This window comes from Microbacterium soli (genome assembly GCF_039539005.1).
Classification (GTDB): Bacteria; Actinomycetota; Actinomycetes; order Actinomycetales; family Microbacteriaceae; genus Microbacterium; species Microbacterium soli.
The window spans coordinates 1,011,321-1,029,422 of the sequence record NZ_BAABCP010000001.1 but is presented as its reverse complement, the minus strand read 5'-3'; the positions used below and the strand labels follow the sequence as shown (position 1 = coordinate 1,029,422).

Here is an 18,102-nt window from a genome sequence, read left to right as displayed (position 1 = left end):
AGCCCTGCGGGGCGGGTGGGGGCCCGCCCCGCAGGGCTCAGCCCGGCTGCCAGGGGAACGTGGCGGTGAACACGGCCGCGGATGCCAGCAGCACGGCGACCACGAACGCGGTGTCACGGGCGCGCCAGGCCACGATGCGCCGCTCCGTGCGGGTGGGGTGCGCGCCGAAGGCGCGGGCGTCCATCGACAGGGCCACGCGCTCGGCATGGCGGATGCCGGACGCCAGCAGCGGCACGATGTACCCCCAGCCCCGCACGACGCGGGCGAGCGGGCCCTGCCCGCCGAAGCGCCCGCCGAACCCGTGCCCGCGCACGCGATGGGCGGCGCGGATCACGGCCAGCTCGTAGCCGAAGCGGGGGACGAAGCGGTAGGCGGCCAGCGCGGTGTACCCGATCCGGTACGGCACGTGCAGCTGCTGCACGGAGGAGCGCACGAGATCCGGCCCGGTCGTCGTCAGGCCGCCGAGGAGGGCGAGTGCGAGGATGGCCGCGAGGCGCAGCGCGGTCGTCAGTCCGATCAGCAGGGCGCCCTGATGGAGCGTCCAGTCGCCGATGCTCAGCACAGGTGCGGTGTCGGCGACCTGTGCGGGGGCGATCCAGACGCCGAAGCCGACGGTGAGCGCGGCGACGCCGATCGGCACACCCAGCAGCAGGGCGGCGAGAGTGCGACGTGTCAGCCGTGCACCCGTCAGCACCAGGACGCACGCGAGCACGAGGAAGACCGCCGGGGTGATCAGATCGCGGGTGGCCACGAGCAGCACCATCGCCGGGATCACCGCGCCGAAGGTCGCCAGGGGGTTCAGACGGTGCAGCCAGTGCCGGGCGGATGCCGGTGCCGCCGCGTACGGGTCGGTCGGTGACGGCTCGGTGCGCGGGGCCGCGGAGTCCTCGGCGGCGGCGTCGGGCGCCGTGGTACGCACCGCGTCGACGAGATCGGCGGTCGGCCCCGCCGCGCGCACCGCCCCGTCGTCGACGACGACCGTGTGCGTGGCGTAGGAGGCCACGAGCGCCGGATCGTGGCTGACGACCACGACCGTCGCGCCCTCCTGCTGCCGCTGTCGGAGCAGGTCGAGCAGCTCGGCGGCGCGCCGTCGATCCTGACCGAAGGTCGGCTCGTCGAGGATGAGCACGTCGGGCCGGGCGATCAGCGCCGTGCCGACCGACAGGCGTCGCTTCTCGCCCCCGGAGAGGAGGAACGGATGCTCGTCGGCCTTGTCCCTCAGGCCCAGTCGGTCCAGCATCCGTTCGACGCGCTCGGCGATCTCCACGTCGTCGATCCGCTGCAGGCGCAGGCCGTGCGCGAGCTCGTCGCGGACGGTCTGCGCGATGAACTGGTGCTCCGGGTTCTGGAACACGTAACCGACACGGGCGCTGAGCTCGCGGGGGGAGGCCCGCCCGGCATCCAGATCGCCGATCCGCACAGTGCCGCGCGGCGGCGGCACCACGCCGCCCAGCGCCTGCAGCAGGGTGGTCTTGCCCGCGCCGTTGGGCCCGATGACGGCCGTGAACGAGCCGCTCTCGATCTCGAGCTCCGGCACGCGCAGCACGGTCGTGCCTCGCTTCTGCACGACGAGGTCGCGCACGGCGATCGCGGGGGCTGCGGGGGCGGTGCGGGACGGGATGCTCGCAGCACGGCCGGCCGGGGCCGGAAGCGCGGCGTCCCTCGGGGTGGCGGTCCGAGGCAGCCACACGCCGAGTTCTGCCAGTTCGGCCGCATGCTCGTCGAAGACCGCGCTCGGCCGCCCGTCCCACAGCACCCGTCCGTCACGGCCGAGCACGATCACGCGGGTCGCGAACCGCAGCGCCGCGTCGACGTTGTGCTCGATGAGCACGATGGCGCGCTCCTCGGCATCCGCCGCGAGGTCGTCGAGCGCGGCGTACACGTCCTCCACGCCGCGGGGGTCGAGATTGGCGGTGGGTTCGTCGAGCACGATGAGCGTCGGATGCACGGCCAGCGCGCAGGCGATGGCCAGGCGCTGACGGCCGCCGCCGGAGAGCAGGTCGGGGTTCCAGTCGCGCCGGTGCCAGAGACCCATGCGGCGCAGCGCCTTCTCCGCGCGCGCGAGCACCTCGGACGCCGGAAGCAGCAGGTTCTCCAGTGCGAAGGCGACCTCATCGAGCACGGTGCCGGTGACCAGCTGCGCATCCGGGTCCTGGAAGACCAGTGAGACGTCGGTGGCCAGACGCGCGACCGGGGTGGTGCGGGTGTCCTGGCCGGAGACCTCGACGGATCCCGTCATCTCGGCCTCGACGGACTGCGGGATGAGCCCGTTGAGGGCGAGGGCGAGGGTGGACTTGCCGGAGCCGCTCGGCCCCAGCAGCAGGACGACCTCGCCGGCGGCCACCTCGAGGGAGAGGTCCCGGAGTGCGGGGTGCGCGGCACCGGCATGCGTGACGCTGAGGCGCTGCACGCGCAGCAGAGGCGCGGATGGGCGCACGGCTGGTCCTCGATCGACGGTACGGGAGAGAATTCAGCCTACCCATGCCGAACGGGGCGTCGGTGAGCGACGGGGCCGATCAGCGCTTCGGCGCGACGCCCGCGCGGCGCAGCGCGTTTCCGATCGCGATGCCGATCGCCGTCCAGGCCACCGGGCCCAGCACCGAGATCGTGAGGTACACCACCTGCACCCAGGTCTCGAATCGGGTCAGGTCGACGGCGAACCCGACCACGGCGGCGACGATCGCGCCGATGATCACCGCCGAGACGAAGAACCGCCAGCGTCCCCAGGAGCGGTAGCGCGTCAGCGCGGCGACGCCCTCCTGGATCACGCCGAACAGCAGCGCCGTGCCGATGAACCGCATCGCCCACGCGGGGTTGAACGCGCTGGAGATGAGCGCCGCGATGACGTGCGTGATCAGTGCGACCAGCGGCCGGCGGAGCACCTCCTGCGCGATGATCCCCGGCAGCACGTGCACACCCAGGACGAGGCCGTACAGGTACGGGGTGACCGCGAGGACACCCAGGGTGATGAGTCCCGCGATGCCGCCGAGGATGCCGGTGGCGACGCCGATGGCGGCACAGACGAGCAGCGTGCGCGTGCTCAGGCGGGCGAGGGAGGGCACCGCTCCAGGCTACGCGATCTCGGCTGCGCTCAGCTCCGGCCGGGCCTGCGCACCTCCACGCCCTCGATCGGGTGGTCCTCGAGGTGCTTCGAGATCAGCGGGCAGTAGGCGCCGATCGCGTCACCGGAATTCACGGCATCCGCCAGCGCCTCGGCCGCCAGCCGCTGGGCCAGCCCCCGTCCCTGGAAGGCGTGGTCGATCTCCGTGTGCAGGAATCTGAACTCCCCCGGGCGCCGTTCGAACTGCGTGAAGCCCGCGAGAGTGCCGTCGGAATGGATCTCGTAGCGCGACGCCTCGTCGTTGCGGCGGACGGTGATCTCGGGCATGTCTCCTCCTTCGATTCCGTCCAACCTACGCGCTCCTCGCCGGGATGTGGATGCCGGTCCTCGACGTCGGCGGCCATCGATACGCTGGGTGGATGCCGCAGCCGTCCGACCCGTACGAGGACATCCCCTACCCGGAGGAGCCGTGGGGCGAGCCCGAGGGCGCGGAGAGGGACTGGGTCCCGCCGGAGGACGGCTGGGAGCCGCTGGTGGACTGGGGTGCGGGCGCGGAGCCCGCGGCATCCGCCCCGACGCCGACCGCGCACCCGCGCACCGCGGCGCCCTCCCGCTTCCCGACGGCGCTGGAGGCGCTGCGGACGGTGTTCGGGTACGACGCGTTCCGCGGCGACCAGGCGGCGATCATCGAGCAGGTCATCGGCGGCGGGGACGCGGTCGTGCTGATGCCGACCGGCGGCGGCAAGTCCGTCACGTACCAGGTGCCGGCGCTGGTGCGCGAGGGCACCGGGCTGGTCATCAGCCCGCTCATCGCGCTCATGCACGATCAGGTCGACGCGCTGCGCGCCAACGGCGTGCGCGCCGCCTACCTCAACTCCACGCAGACGCCGGACGAGCGCCGTGAGGTGGAGCGCGCCTACCTCGCCGGCGAGCTCGACCTCCTCTACGTCGCGCCCGAGCGGCTGTCCTCCACGCAGACCACACGGCTGCTGCAGCGGGGCGTGCTGAGCGTGATCGCCATCGACGAGGCGCACTGCGTGTCGCAGTGGGGGCATGACTTCCGTCCCGACTACCTGGCGCTCGGCGACCTCGCCGAGCGCTTCCCCGGCGTACCGCGCATGGCGCTGACCGCCACGGCGACCCAGGCCACGCACCGCGAGCTCACCGAGCGCCTTCACCTGGACGGCGCCGCGCACTTCGTCGCCAGCTTCGACAGGCCCAACATCCAGTACCGCATCGTCCCCAAGGTCGACGCGCGCAGGCAGCTCGTGGAGTTCCTCCGGTCCCAGTCGGAGGACGCGGCGGGCATCGTGTACGCCCTCAGCCGCAAGTCGGTCGAGCAGACGGCGGAGTACCTGGCATCCCGCGGCTTCGATGCGCTGCCGTATCACGCGGGCCTGCCGACGGAGGTGCGTGCGGCGAACCAGGCGAGGTTCCTGCGCGAGGACGGCGTGATCATGGTCGCGACGATCGCGTTCGGGATGGGGATCGACAAGCCCGACGTGCGGTTCGTCGCCCACATCGACCTGCCCAAGTCCGTGGAGGGCTACTACCAGGAGACCGGTCGCGCCGGCCGCGACGGCGAGCCCTCGGTGGCGTGGATGGTGTACGGCCTGGGGGACGTCGTGCAGCAGCGCCGGCTCATCGACCAGAGCCCCGGCGACCGCACCTTCAAGATGCGGATGGGCAGACATCTGGATGCCATGCTCGCGCTGTGCGAGACGGTGACGTGCCGCAGGCAGAACCTGCTGCGCTACTTCGGTCAAGACCTTCCGGAGGCTCGGTCCCTGAGCGAGAACGGCGGAGCCGGGGGAGCCGAAGGGTGCGGCAACTGCGACACCTGCCTGGAGAAGCCCGACACCTTCGACGGGCTCATCCCCGCCCAGAAGCTGCTCTCCACGATCGTGCGCCTCAAGCGAGAGCGGAACCAGGCCTTCGGTGCCGGGCACCTCATCGACATCCTGCGCGGCTCGGCGAACGACCGCATCCGGAAGATGCATCATGAGCGGCTGGCGACCTACGGCATCGGCGCCGACCTCTCCGACCAGGACTGGCGCAGCGTCGTCCGGCAGCTGCTGGCCCGTGGCATCCTCGTCGCCCAGGGCGAGTACGGCACCCTCGGGCTCGGCGAGGGCGCCGCGGCGGTGCTGCGCGGCGAGACTCCCGTGCCGCTGCGCAAGGACACGATCGGGCGGGTGCGCACGGCGCGGGCACGGAAGTCCACCGCCGCGGAGAGCCTGGACGAGAGCGATCAGCCGCTGTTCGAGGCGCTGCGGGCCTGGCGCGCGGCGACCGCGCGGGAGCAGGGTGTGCCCGCATACATCGTCTTCGGCGACGCCACGTTGCGCGCCCTGGCGGAGCACCGCCCCGGCAGCGCCGACGCGCTGGACGGGATCAGCGGCATCGGCGCGAAGAAGCGCGACGCCTACGGCGCGGCGTTGCTCGAGGTGATCGCCGCGCACGGCGCCTCCTGATCACGGTGCGGGGCCCGGGCTGCCCGGGGACGCCGCGCCCGCGCCCGGTCAGCCCGCGTACGCCTCGGTGTGCGTGTGCACGGTGGCGGCGGCGCCGATGAGCTTGGAGACCGGGCAGCGGGCGTGCGCACGGGCGAGCAGGTCCTCCGTCTCGGCCTCCGAGAGACCCTCGGCGGACAGATACCCGTCGACGTGGAATTCGTACCCGGGGCCGGGGATGACCGGGTGCAGCTCCACCTCCACGCGGACCGCCGTGCGACGCTGCTCGCCCACGAGTACCTGAGCGGTGCCGTTGAGGCACGTCGCCCAGGCCAGCGCGAGCAGCTGCTCGGGGTTGGTGGCGGTCGGATCGGCATCCGCCTTGAGAGGCGATGCCACGGCGACATCGAGCCCACCCGGCACTCTGCTGCGCCCGTCGACGCCGTTGATCGCTTCCGTCCGGTACCTGGCACCCATAACCCAACTATAATTTGGATCACGTACAGAAAGGGCTGCTCGGGCCCGTCGGGCCTGACCGCGGCCCTCCCCTCGACCCGAGAGACCCCTCCATGGCCCGCGCCACCATCGCGAGTGCGCCCACGACGACCACCCGGTCGATCGTGGAGTTCCGCGGCATCACCAAGCGGTACCGCTCCGGCGAGGACGGGCCGGCCGCGCTCGAGGACGTGACCCTCAGCATCCGCACCGGCGAGATCTTCGGCATCGTCGGCGAGAGCGGCGCGGGAAAGTCGACTCTCCTGGAACTCGTCAACGGACTCACCCTTCCCACCGCCGGCAGCGTCTCCGTCGGCGGCGTCGACGTCGCCGGCCTGGACCGCCGCGGGATGCGCGCCCTGCGCCGCGGCATCGGCACCGTCTTCCAGGGGGTGCACCTGCTCAGCAACAGCACCGTCCGCGAGAACATCCGACTGCCGCTGCGGCTCGCCGGCCGCCGCGGCGAGGACGCGCTGAGCGGCAGGCAGCAGGCCGAGGAGGTCGAGCGGATGCTGAGCTTCGTCGGCCTCGCACACCGCGCCGACCACTACCCCGCCCAGCTCAGCGGCGGCGAGCGGCAGCGCGTGGGCCTCGCCCGGGCGCTGGTCACCCGGCCGTCGCTGCTGCTGTGCGACGAGCCGACCTCGTCCCTGGACGCGTCCACGACCGGCGACGTGCTGCGCGTGCTGGCCGACGCCCGCGAGAAGCTCGGCACCACCGTGATCGTCATCACGCATGACCTCGACGTCGTCAAGGTGCTGTGCGATCGCGCAGCCCTGCTGGAGAAGGGGCGGCTGCGCGAGGTCTTCCCCATCACCCGGAGCGCCGCCGAGCGCACTCTGCCCAGCTACTACGAGCAGGTCAAGCGGGAGCTGATGTCGTGAACTGGCTCACCGACCTGCTGGCCGAGTACGGCGAGGACATCACGAAGTCCATGGCGGAGACCGGCTACATGATGCTGGTCTCGCTGCTGGCGGCCGTGTTCATCGGCCTGCCGGTGGGCATGGCCGTGTACCTGACCGAACGCGGCGGGATCGCCGAGAACCGTGTGGTCAACATGATCGCGAACCTGTACATCAACGTGGTCCGCTCATTCCCGTTCCTCCTGCTCGTGGTGTTCTTCATCCCCTTCACCCGCGCGGTGATCGGCACGAGCTTCGGCACCCCCGCGGCGACCTTCCCGCTGTGCTTCGTCGCCGTGGCCATCTACGGCAGGCTCACCGAGCAGATCCTCCGCGAGATCCCGCCGGGCATCCCGCAGGTCGCCCGTGCGCTGGGCGCGACGGTCCCGCAGGCGGTGTTCCGGATGCTGCTGCCGGAGGCCAGGTCGGGACTCGTCTACGCGCTGACCTCGGCGGCCATCAGCCTGCTGTCGTACTCGACGGTGCTGGGCGTGGTCGGCGGCGGCGGCATCGGCGACTTCGCGATGCGCTACGGGTACCAGGTGTACAACGACAGCCTCATGTACCTCACCATCGTCATCATCATCGTGTGCGTGCTCGCCATCCAGGCCGTCGGGCACCGCACCTCCATCCGGCTGGATCATCGCTGAACAGGCGGCGACCGGCCCCGAGACCCCAACCCACGAGGAGATCAGAGCAATGAAGAAGTCACGTGTCGGAATGCTGGCGGCAGCGCTGGGCATGGCGATGGTCGTCAGCGGCTGCGCGGCCGGCGCGCCCGCCGAGGACAGCACGGACGCCGGCACCGCCGCCCCGCAGGTGCTGAAGGTCGCCGCCGTGCAATCCCCGATGACCGACGTCGTGAAGGCGGCGGGCGAGGCCATCGAGGACGGCTACGAGATCGAGCTCGTCGAGGTGGGCGACTACATCACCGCCAACACGATCCTCAACTCCGGAGACGTGTACGCGAACTACTCGCAGCACATCCCCTACATGGAGGACTTCAACGAGGGCAACGACGGCACACTGGTGGGCGTGCAGCCGGTGTACAACTTCGTCATCGCGTTCTACTCCAAGACCCTCGACGACATCGCCGACCTGCCCGACGGCGGCACGGTGGCCATGCCCGACGACCCGTCCAACACCGGACGCGCCCTCAAGCTGCTGGCCGAGCACGACGTCATCTCGCTGGACCCGGAGGTCGACCCGTACGACGCCACCGTCGCCGACATCTCGGAGAACCCGAAGCACCTCGAGTTCCTGCAGGTGCCGATCGCCTCGCTGAACGCCGCGTACGAGGAGGCCGACCTCGTCTTCCAGTGGCCCTCGCACATCATCGCGCTGGGCCTGACCCCGCAGGACGACGGCCTGATCACCGAGCTCGACGACCGCTTCGCGCTGAACCTCGTCGTGCAGAAGAAGGACGCCGACTCCGCCGCCACGGCCGCGCTGAAGAAGGCCTTCACGAGCGACCAGGTGCGCGAGGTCATCGAGGCCAACGGCACCATCCAGCCCGCCTGGTGACGTTCAGGACGCCGCGTGACGCACCCGGGCGTCACGCGGCGTCCCGGCTTCCGGCGGACTGAGCGCGGGCTGAGGCAGCGGTTCGCGGTGGCGGATGCTGTGGAGTCGCGACAACGACGCGGAGGGGTGCGCGATCCGTCGCTTGTGGGATATCACCAGTCGACTTCAATGGTTGTTGTGGTAGACCTACCATCGAAGCATCCCGTCCCCTCCTGAGAGGTATCACCATGGCCGCCGCCACCACCCGCTCCGACGCCCCCGCCGAGACCGGCATCGACGTCTCGCGCATCAACGAGCTTCTCATGGGCACCTGGGCGGACGTGCGGCGTCAGGCTCGCGAGCTCATCAAGGACCCCGCGTTCTGGCGCGATGACAGCCTCGGCAAGGACGAGCACCGCGAGCGCGTGCTCGCACAGCTGCGCCTGCTCGTGGAGAACAGCGCCGTGCATCGGGCCTTCCCGAAGGCGTTCGGCGGCGAGGAGGACAACGGCGCCAACATCGCGGGCTTCGAGGAGCTGGTGGCCGCCGACCCCAGCCTGCAGATCAAGTCGGGCGTGCAGTGGGGGCTGTTCGGCGGTGCGGTCCTGCAGCTGGGCACCGAGGAGCACCACCGGCGCTGGCTGCCCGGCATCATGGACCTCTCCATCCCCGGCGCCTTCGCGATGACCGAGATCGGGCACGGCTCCGACGTCGCCGCCGTCGGGACGACGGCCACCTACGACCCGGACACGGAGGAGTTCGTCATCGACACGCCGTTCCGTGCGGCGACGAAGGAGTTCCTCGGCAACGCCGCCCTGCACGGGATCGCCGCCACGGTGTTCGCGCAGCTCATCACGAAGGGCGTCAACCACGGCGTGCACTGCTTCTACGTGCCGCTGCGCGACGAGGACGGCAACGACCTGCCCGGCATCGGACGCGAGGACGACGGGCTCAAGGGCGGGCTGAACGGCATCGACAACGGCCGGCTCAGCTTCGACCACGTGCGCGTGCCGCGCACCAACCTCCTCAACAAGTACGGCGATGTGGCCGCCGACGGCACCTATACGAGCCCCATCGCCAGCCCCGGCCGGCGGTTCTTCACAATGCTCGGCACGCTCGTGCAGGGCAGGGTCTCGCTGGACGGCGCCGCATCCTGGGCATCCGCTCTCGGCCTGCACATCGCACTCACCTACGGGTCGCAGCGCCGCCAGTTCGACGGCGTCGACGGGCAGGAGACGGTGCTGCTGGACTACGGGAAGCACCAGCGGCGGCTGCTGCCGCGTCTGGCGACCACCTACGCGCAGATCTTCGCGCACGACGAGTTCCTGCGGAAGTTCGACGACGTGTTCTCCGGCCGCGGGGACACCCCCGATGACCGGGAGGATCTGGAGACCCTGGCGGCGGCCCTCAAGCCGCTGTCGACGTGGCACGCGCTGGACACGCTGCAGGAGGCGCGCGAAGCCTGCGGCGGCGCCGGCTTCATGGCGGAGAACCGCTTGGTCGGGCTGCGGCAGGACCTGGACATCTACGTCACCTTCGAGGGCGACAACAACGTGCTGCTGCAGCTGGTGGGCAAGCGGCTGCTGACCGACTTCGCCGCGCAGTTCAAGGGGAAGGACGCGGCCGCCCTGGCCAAGTACGCCGTCGAGCACACCGCGGGCAAGGTGTTCCACGGCGCCGGTCTGCGCGCTCTCGGCCAGGCCGTCGCCGATCTGGGGTCCACCGCGCGGTCGGTGGAGCTCGGCCTGCGCGCCGAGCAGCAGCACGAGCTGCTCACCGAGCGGGTGCAGCAGATGGTCGCCGACATCGCGGGACGTCTGCGTGCGGCGGGCAAGGACGAGGCCCTCGGCGAGAGGCTCTTCAACGAGAACCAGGCCGAGCTCATCGAGGCGGCCCGTGCGCACGGCGAGCTGCTGCAATGGGAGGCGTTCACCGACGCCGTCAATGCGATCGAGGATGAGCACACGAAGCAGGTCCTCACCTGGCTGCGCGACCTGTTCGGCCTCTCGCTGGTGGAGAAGCATCTGGCCTGGCACCTGATCAACGGGCGCCTGTCCACGCAGCGCGCCGCCGCGGTCTCCAGCTACATCGACCGGCTCTGCGCGCGGCTGCGTCCGCACGCCCTGGAGCTCGTCGAGGCGTTCGGGTACGAGCCCGAGCATGTGCGGGCGACGATCGCGAGCGGCATCGAGCAGCAGCGCCAGGATGAGGCCCGCGCGCATTACGCCGCGCTCGCGGCCTCGGGCGAGGCCCCGCTCTCCGAGAAGGAGCTCTACAAGGCCCGCAAGACCTCCTGACCCCCTCTCCCCGCGCCCCACCTCCCGCCGAGCCACCATCCGAGTGCCGAGCCACCATGTGGGTGCCGAGCCACCATCCGAGTGCCGAGCCACCATCCGAATGACGGTCGATCGCCTGGTGGTTCGACGATCGCCTGGTGGCTCGCGGGCGCAGACGGGGGAGCGGGATGCGGAAGAGGGGGCGCGGGTAGCCTGGGGCCATGAGCAACGTGATGCAGGTCGGGCCCCTCGCGTCCTGGGGCGGCGAGAAGGGCAAGCAGTTCCTGGAGAAGGAGGTCGGCGCCCAGTTCGCCGGCGTCTCGGTCAACACCACGCCTCCAGGCGGCGAGTCGCCGTTCTGGCACGCGCACGCCAAGCTCGAGGAGGTCTACATCATCGTCGACGGCCGCGGCGAGTTCGCGCTCGGCGACGAGGTGATCCCCCTCGAGGCGGGCACCGTGGTGCGCGTCGCCCCCGGGATCATGCACGGGCTGCGCGCCCTCCCGGACAGCCCCTCGCCCATGCACTGGGTGTGCATCCGCGCGGCGGGCGAAGCGCTCAGCGACATCGGCCACGACGCCGAGCTCGATCGGGACCGCCCGTTCCCCTGGAACGCATGACCTCGGTCCTGACCGGACCTGACGGCCGCGACCGCTGCGCCTGGGTCGGCGATGACGACGAGTACCGCCGCTACCACGACGAGGAGTGGGGCGTCCCGCTGCACGGCGACCGAGCACTGTTCGAGAAGATGTCGCTGGAGGGGTTCCAGGCGGGGCTGAGCTGGATCACGATCCTGCGGCGGCGCCCGCGGTTCCGGGAGGCGTTCGCGGGCTTCGACCCGGTGGCGGTCGCGGGCTTCGACGACCGCGACGTCGAACGGCTCATGGCGGATGCCGGGATCATCCGCAACCGGGCGAAGATCCTCGCCACGATCTCCAACGCCGCGCTCGTTCGCGACATGGCCGACGGGGAGCTGGATGCGCTGATGTGGTCGTTCGCGCCACCGGCATCCGCCCGCCCCCGACGCCGGGAGGACGTCCCCGCCGTCACCGTGGAATCCACGGCGCTCAGTCGCGCGCTGCGCAGGAGAGGATTCCGCTTCGTCGGCCCCACCACCATGTACGCCCTCATGCAGTCGACGGGGATGGTCGACGATCACGTCGTCGGATGCTGGCGCGCGGCGTCCTTCTGAGACCCGATGCGCCGAGCGGGGAGACTTCTCCCCATGGAAGCGGTCCCGCCGAATCTGTAGACTCGCCCGGGTACGCCAAGCGCAACCGGGGGGAATCGGCTGGATGAGGGTGCTGTCGTGGGTCCGGTCGCGTCCGAGGACTCTTGCGGCGACGGCGGGTGTCGTGATCGGCGCTGTCGCCCTGACCGGGATGGCGTTCGCGTATGACGGGCTTCCCACGGCCAAAGTCGATCTCAACGATGCGGGTGTATGGCTGACGAAGACGTCGAGTCTGCTGGTGGGGCATTTCAATCACGAGTCCACGGTGCTCGACGGCGGTCTGCGTGCGGGCAGCGAGGACTACGACGTGCTGCAGGACCGGTCCGACGTCCTCATCGTCGACCGGGGGAATGCGACCGTCTCCGCGGTGGACCCCGCCCGTGTCTCGCTCAGCGGCTCCGTCGACCTGCCCGGCGATGCGCAGGTGGCGCTGGGGGGCGGCACGGTCGCCGTCATGGAGCGCGGCTCCGGACGCCTGTGGGTGGTGCCGTTCTCCGGGCTGGCCGGTTTCGACCCGGCATCGGCGGAGCCCGACATCACCCTCGGAGGCGACTCCGCGGTGACCGTCGGCACGGACGGTACGGTGTACGGCGTCGCCGGCGCCGAGGGCGAGATCGTCACCCTCGCGACGGATGCCCGCGGTGAGGTCCTCGACCAGACCCGTGACCCGATCGGCGAGCTCGACGATGCGGAGCGCCCGGCGATCACCGCGGTGGGGACCACCCCGGTGGTGCTGGACTCCGCGGGCACGGTGCTCGCACCGGGCGGCGTGCGCGTCGAACTGGACGCCGACGGGGGCGCCGTGCTGCAGCAGACCTCGGCGGCGACGGATGCCGTGACCGTGGCCACCGCGGACGAGCTGATCCGCGTGCCGCTGGACGGCGGCGAGCCGACCCGCATGTCCGCCGGCGGCACGGGTGCGCCCGCCGCGCCGGTGTGGCTGCAGGGCTGCACGTACGGAGCCTGGGCGGGCTCGGCGCGGTTCCTGCGCGACTGCGCGGGAGACGCGGATGACGTGGCCGAGCGGATTCCGCAGGCCGAGAGCGCGACGCAGCTGGCCTTCCGCGTCAATCGCGACGTGATCGTCCTCAACGACATCATCGGCGGCGCGGCCTGGCTCACCGACGAGAGCCTGCAGCAGGTCGACGACTGGAGCGTCCTCACCCCGCCGGAGGGGGACACGGAGGACGAGGAGCAGAACTCCGAGGAGACCGTCGAGACCACCCTTCCCGAGCGCAAGAAGGAGAACACTCCGCCCACCGCCGAGGACGACCCCGGTCTGGGCGTGCGCCCGGGATCGACGACCATGCTGTCTGTGCTGGACAACGACAACGACCCGGACGGCGATGTCCTCGTCGCATCGCTCGTGGGTGGGCAGCCCTCGGTCGGCGAGGTGCAGCCCGTGCTCGACGGCGCGGCGCTGCAGATCGACGTGCCCGAGGACGCGTCCGGCTCGGCGGCCTTCACCTATCGGGCCGATGACGGTCGTGGCGGGTCCGACACGGCGACGGCGACGGTCTCCGTGCACGACTGGAGCGTGAACAGCGCCCCCAGGACGAAACGGGTCACCCGGCTCGCCGTCGAGTCCGGCGGCACGATCTCCTACAACGTGCTGCCCGACTGGATCGACCCCGATGGTGACGACATCTACCTGCAGGACGTCGCCGCCGCCCCCGGCGACGAGGTCGAGTTCACCACCGGCGGGCAGATCACCTATCGCGCCGTCGGCAGCCTGCAGGGCCGCAAGGACGTCCAGATCACCGTGTCCGACGGGCTGCAGGCGACGGCCTCCGGCACCATCCAGCTGGACGTGCGGCCCCCGGGGTCCACACTGCCGAAGACCAACGCCGACCATGTCGTCACCCGCCCCGGCGCGGCCGTCACGGTCTCCCCGCTGGCCAACGACGCCAGCTCGGGTCGTGAGCAGCTGCGACTGGCGGGAGTGGACGACGTGCCCGGCGCCATCATCACCTCCGACTTCCCCAACAAGCAGTTCACCTTCACCACCCAGGCCGCCGGCGTCTACTACGTGCAGTACCTGGTGGCGGCGGGCCCCAACGCCGTTCCCGGTCTCGTCCGCGTCGACGTGCTCGACACCGCCGACAGTGCGCTGCCTCCGGTGGCGGTGCGCGATGTGGCACTGCTGCCGATGGGCGGTGAGGTGCTGCTGGATCCGCTGGTCAACGACACGGACCCGGCCGGGGGCGTGCTGGTGCTGCAGTCCGCGAGCCTCGACGAGGCCCGCGGCGGCCTCTCCGTCTCGGTCCTCGAGCATCAGACCCTGCGCATCGGCGACCAGGGCGGCCTGAACGGTCCGGCCCACATCACGTATCGCATCTCCAACGGCACGCGCTCGGCCGAGGGCGAGGTCGTGGTGCTCCCCATCCCGGCCCCGGATCGGATCCTCGCCCCGGTGGCCGTCGACGACCAGGCGGTCGTCCGCGTCGGCGACGTCGTCACGATCCCCGTCATGGCCAACGACTCGCATCCCAGCGGTGACACCATCCACGTCGTCCCGGAGCTCGTGGAGGCTCCGGCCGACCCGGAGGACGGCGAGATCTTCGTCTCCCAGGACACCGTGCGCTTCCGCGCCGGGACCACGCCGAAGACCGTGGGCGCCACCTACGAGATCGTCGATTCGATGGGGCAGAAGGCCGCCGCGTACATCCGCATCCAGGTCGTCCCCCTCGATGAGGACAGCAACGCGGCCCCCGTGCCGCGCGACCTCACGGTCCGCACCCTCAGCGGCGCGACCCAGCGCATCGCCATCCCGCTCGACGGCCTCGACCAGGACGGCGACTCCGTCGAACTGCTGGGACTGGCGGACGGCCCGCAGAAGGGCCGAGTGGTGGAGACCGGCCAGGACTTCCTCACGTATGAGGCCTTCTCGGACGCGACGGGCGTGGACACGTTCAGCTATCTGGTGCGCGACCGGCTCGGCGGAGAGGGAAGCGGGAGCATCCGGGTCGGCATCGCCCCGCGAGAGAAGGCCAACCAGGCACCCTATGCCGTCAAGGACTCCGTCGTGGTGCGGCCGGACCGCGAGGTCGCCGTGCCGGTGCTGCTCAACGATTCCGACCCCGAGGGCGGGAAGATCTCCCTCGTGGAGGACGGGCTGTCCGCCCCCGATGTCGAGGGCGTGTCCGCCCGGGTCTCCGGGGACCGGGTGCTCATCCGCGTGCCGGACCGTGAGCTCGAGACGGCGCTGCGCTACACGATCGTCGACGAGATGGGTGCCACGGCGACCGCCGTCGTGCAGGTCAGAGTCGACCCGGACGTGCCGTTGAAGGCTCCGATCGCGCGTGACGACAGGGTGCTGATGACGGACGTCACCGACAGCGCCACCGTCGACATCGACGTGCTCGCCAATGACGAGGACCCGGACGGCACGACACAGGACCTCGCCCTGGACGTCGGCCCCGGGGGCACCGCACTCCCGGACGGCATCGTGCGCGTGGTCGTCGGCGAGCAGATGCAGATCGTCCGCTACACCGTCACCGACCGCGACGAGAAGAGCGCATCCGCCTTCGTCTTCGTGCCGTCGATCGCGCAGATGCGGCCCATCCTCACCCGCGTCGACCCCGTCGTCGTCCGCAGTGGGGAGACGAAGGAGCTCCCGCTGGACGACTACGTGACGGTGTTCGGCGGCGGGCGTGCGATCATCACCGAGGCCTCGAAGGTCAGCGCCCCGCACGGCAACGGCGACAACCTCATCAAGGACGAGCGCACGCTCGTGTACACGTCGGCCGAAGGCTACTTCGGGGAGGACTCGCTGACCTTCGAGGTCACCGACGGCGAGCGCGTCGACGACCCGGCCGGACGCAGGGCCACCCTCACCATCCCCATCACCGTGCTCCCGCCGGAGAACCAGCAGCCGGCCTTCACCGACGCGCGCATGCAGATCGCCCCCGGCGAGGAGGCGATGACCCTGGACCTGGCTCCGCTGGCATCCGACCCCGACCCCGACGACGAGCTCGCGTTCCGTCTGACCGACACCCCCGCCGACGGCATTACCGTCCGGCTGGACGGCAGCCGGCTGCAGGTCAGCGCCGCGGAGGATGTGCGCCGAGGGACGACGGCGACCGTCGGGCTGAGCGTCACGGACGGCGAGACGGAGCCCGTCCCCGGGCAGGTGACGGTCGAGGTCACGGCGTCCACCCGCGACCTCCCCATCGCGACCGACGACGTGTACGACGAGGTCGATCAGGGCGAGCCGATCACGATCCCCGTGCTGGAGAACGACATCAACCCGTTCCCGGACACCCCGCTGAGCATCGTCTCCGCATCGCTGGAGACCGGTCGCGGTGACGTGACGACGAGGGGCGAGGAGGTCGTGATCACGCCCGACGGGGACTTCGTCGGCGCGCTCGTGGTGCGCTACCGCATCCAGGACGCGACCAAGGATCCGGATCGCGAGGTCGACGGGCGCATCCGGCTCACCGTCCAGGGAGTGCCCGATGCGCCCGGCACCCCGCGGGTGGTCAGCGTGCAGGACCGCACCGTCGTGCTGGCCTGGTCCTCTCCGGTGAACAACGGGGCGGAGATCACGACGTACACGGTCCGCTCCGTGCAGGGCGGCACCTATACGAAGCAGTGCGAGTCGACCACGTGCACGCTGGATCGGCTCACCAACAACGTCGAGTACGTCTTCCAGGTCACGGCCACCAACCGCGTCGGGGAGTCCGAGCCGTCGCCGTCCAGCGAGATGGCGCGGCCGGACACCCGCCCGGACACGCCCAGCGCCCCGTGGCTGACGTTCGGCGACCACGAACTCGAGGTGGCGTGGACCACCCCGAGCACGGCGGGCTCCCCGGTCGAGTCGTACACGCTGCAGATCAGTCCCGCCCCGCCCAGCGGTCCCGCGGAGATCAGCGGCGTGACCGGCAACAGCACCGTGTGGACGGGGCTGGAGAACGGCCGGGAGTATCAGGTCCGCATCCGGGCGCACAACCGCGCGCCCGAGCCGTCGGACTGGAGCCTGTACTCCCTCGGCGAGACGCCGGCGGGGCCGCCGCTGGCGCCCGCGCAGCCCACGACGGCCGAGCTGGATCCGGTCGGCTCCCAGGCGCAGATGGAGGTGAGATGGTCGGCTCCGGATGCCAACGGCGACGCGATCTCCGGCTACGAGCTGCAGGTCAGACAAGGCAGCACGGTGGTGCGGACCCTGGAGCCGGCGGCCGGTGCGACACGGCAGGCCGTGCAGGTCGACCCCTCCCAGACCGGGTACACGTTCCGCATCCGCGCCATCAACAGGGCCGGCGCGGGCGAGTGGAGTCCGCTGTCGGCCGAGCGCCGCGGAGTGCTCGCCCCCGGCGCTCCCACGAACGTGAAGGCGACACCGGGCGACAACACGGTGACGGTGTCCTACACGGCGGGATCGCTGGGGGGTGCGAAGCAGGGCGAGGTCTCCTACCAGTACCGCATCGGATCGAACGGCTCGTGGACGGCCATGCCCTCGGACCGGGTGATCCGCAGCGGGGTGGCCAACAACGGCACGTACAGCATCTACGTGCGGGCGGTCTCCGATGTCGCCGGCACCACATCGAAGGCGGGACCGGCGTCGGCTCCTTCCAACGCGGTGTCCCCGTACGGCGCCCCGAACGTGCCCTCCGCCTCGGCGAGCGTGAGCGGGCAGACGATCACCTGGCGCATCGGCGCCACGGCGCGCAACGGACGCGACGTCACCGTCGCGTGGTCCGACAACAAGGGCAACTCCGGCACCGTCGGCGCAGGCGGCGGCAATGTCGCCGAGAGCTACAGCTGGAGCACGTCGGTGACGCTCACCGTCACGGTGACCGACAAGCCCACCTCCTCGCAGCCCGCGGCCGCCCAGTCCAGGACGGTGACCGCGAAGAGCGCGACGGGTGCGAAGCCGCTGCCGAGGGTGACGGTCAGTCGGGGCGGCACGGCGACATACGGGCCCAGCACCTGCCAGAACGTGCGGGTGACGACGTACGGCGACTTCCCGGCCGGCAGGTACGTGGTCGACGCGTACAAGGCCGGCAGGTGGTTCGCCAACAACAAGGGCAATGCGGTGCCCATCCCGGCGAAGGGTCCGGCCGAGCTCGGCTCCTACGTGTGCCCCGGCGAGGCGGGGAAGTTCGTCACGGTGGAGATCCAGGGCGTGGAGGCCGACATCGAGGGCACGTACTGGTGACCGCACCGGCGGGTGCGGGGAGCG

The 18,102-nt window shown here is 71.1% G+C and carries 12 protein-coding genes; 8 read left to right on the top strand and 4 right to left on the bottom strand.

The annotated features are described in order from the left end of the window. Positions 1-37: 37 nt before the first annotated feature. From ABD770_RS04725 to ABD770_RS04715, 3 genes are all read right to left on the bottom strand, one after another. Entirely contained in the window at positions 38-2,437 is a 2,400-nt protein-coding gene (locus ABD770_RS04725; protein WP_344818357.1) for an ATP-binding cassette domain-containing protein, read from the bottom strand. Positions 2,438-2,516: 79 nt separating this feature from the next. Continuing rightward, the gene (locus ABD770_RS04720; RefSeq protein ID WP_344818356.1) at positions 2,517-3,062 is read right to left on the bottom strand and encodes an ECF transporter S component; all 546 of its coding nucleotides are present in this window, start codon (positions 3,060-3,062) and stop codon (positions 2,517-2,519) included. A 29-nt stretch (positions 3,063-3,091) separates the two neighbouring features. Continuing rightward, the gene (locus ABD770_RS04715; RefSeq protein ID WP_344818355.1) at positions 3,092-3,388 is read right to left on the bottom strand and encodes a GNAT family N-acetyltransferase; all 297 of its coding nucleotides are present in this window, start codon (positions 3,386-3,388) and stop codon (positions 3,092-3,094) included. 92 nt (positions 3,389-3,480) lie between these two features. Between ABD770_RS04715 and recQ the strand changes: the two genes are divergently transcribed. Further along, positions 3,481-5,535: a DNA helicase RecQ gene (gene recQ / locus ABD770_RS04710; RefSeq protein WP_344818354.1), complete on the top strand. Its 2,055-nt coding sequence runs from the start codon at positions 3,481-3,483 to the stop codon at positions 5,533-5,535. Positions 5,536-5,583: 48 nt separating this feature from the next. Here the strand turns inward: recQ and ABD770_RS04705 are convergent, their stop codons facing one another. Beyond that, complete coding sequence (locus ABD770_RS04705) at positions 5,584-5,991, bottom strand: OsmC family protein (protein WP_344818353.1); 408 nt, start codon at positions 5,989-5,991, stop codon at positions 5,584-5,586. Positions 5,992-6,083: 92 nt separating this feature from the next. Here ABD770_RS04705 and ABD770_RS04700 point away from each other — a divergent pair, with 92 nt between their 5' ends. The 7 genes from ABD770_RS04700 to ABD770_RS04670 all read left to right on the top strand — a co-directional run bounded on the left by ABD770_RS04700 (position 6,084) and on the right by ABD770_RS04670 (position 18,078). Further along, a complete protein-coding gene (locus ABD770_RS04700; protein ID WP_344818352.1) occupies positions 6,084-6,893 on the top strand; it encodes a methionine ABC transporter ATP-binding protein in 810 nt (269 codons plus the stop codon). Then, a complete protein-coding gene (locus tag ABD770_RS04695) occupies positions 6,890-7,561 on the top strand; it encodes a methionine ABC transporter permease (protein WP_344818351.1) in 672 nt (223 codons plus the stop codon). Before ABD770_RS04700 ends, ABD770_RS04695 begins: the two co-directional genes overlap by 4 nt. Positions 7,562-7,610: 49 nt before the next feature. Further along, complete coding sequence (locus ABD770_RS04690; protein WP_344818349.1) at positions 7,611-8,435, top strand: MetQ/NlpA family ABC transporter substrate-binding protein; 825 nt, start codon at positions 7,611-7,613, stop codon at positions 8,433-8,435. A gap of 227 nt (positions 8,436-8,662) precedes the next feature. Next, on the top strand, positions 8,663-10,711 hold the full coding sequence (locus ABD770_RS04685; RefSeq protein ID WP_344818348.1) for an acyl-CoA dehydrogenase family protein: 2,049 nt from the start codon (positions 8,663-8,665) through the stop codon (positions 10,709-10,711). A gap of 200 nt (positions 10,712-10,911) precedes the next feature. Continuing rightward, positions 10,912-11,310 carry a cupin domain-containing protein gene (locus ABD770_RS04680; RefSeq protein WP_344818347.1) on the top strand — a complete coding sequence of 133 codons (399 nt, stop codon included), beginning with the start codon at positions 10,912-10,914 and terminating at the stop codon, positions 11,308-11,310. Next, positions 11,307-11,882 carry a DNA-3-methyladenine glycosylase I gene (locus ABD770_RS04675; protein ID WP_344818346.1) on the top strand — a complete coding sequence of 192 codons (576 nt, stop codon included), beginning with the start codon at positions 11,307-11,309 and terminating at the stop codon, positions 11,880-11,882. Before ABD770_RS04680 ends, ABD770_RS04675 begins: the two co-directional genes overlap by 4 nt. A 163-nt stretch (positions 11,883-12,045) precedes the next feature. Beyond that, on the top strand, positions 12,046-18,078 hold the full coding sequence (locus tag ABD770_RS04670; protein ID WP_344818345.1) for an Ig-like domain-containing protein: 6,033 nt from the start codon (positions 12,046-12,048) through the stop codon (positions 18,076-18,078). The last annotated feature ends 24 nt before the right edge of the window (positions 18,079-18,102 follow it).

Coding starts and splice junctions, on each gene's coding strand:
- ABD770_RS04690 (WP_344818349.1), top strand. CDS start 7,611: ATGAAGAAGTCACGTGTCGGAATGCTGGCGGCAGCGCTGGGCATGGCG.
- ABD770_RS04700 (WP_344818352.1), top strand. CDS start 6,084: ATGGCCCGCGCCACCATCGCGAGTGCGCCCACGACGACCACCCGGTCG.
- ABD770_RS04715 (WP_344818355.1), bottom strand. CDS start 3,388: ATGCCCGAGATCACCGTCCGCCGCAACGACGAGGCGTCGCGCTACGAG.
- recQ (WP_344818354.1), top strand. CDS start 3,481: ATGCCGCAGCCGTCCGACCCGTACGAGGACATCCCCTACCCGGAGGAG.
- ABD770_RS04675 (WP_344818346.1), top strand. CDS start 11,307: ATGACCTCGGTCCTGACCGGACCTGACGGCCGCGACCGCTGCGCCTGG.
- ABD770_RS04680 (WP_344818347.1), top strand. CDS start 10,912: ATGAGCAACGTGATGCAGGTCGGGCCCCTCGCGTCCTGGGGCGGCGAG.
- ABD770_RS04685 (WP_344818348.1), top strand. CDS start 8,663: ATGGCCGCCGCCACCACCCGCTCCGACGCCCCCGCCGAGACCGGCATC.
- ABD770_RS04705 (WP_344818353.1), bottom strand. CDS start 5,991: ATGGGTGCCAGGTACCGGACGGAAGCGATCAACGGCGTCGACGGGCGC.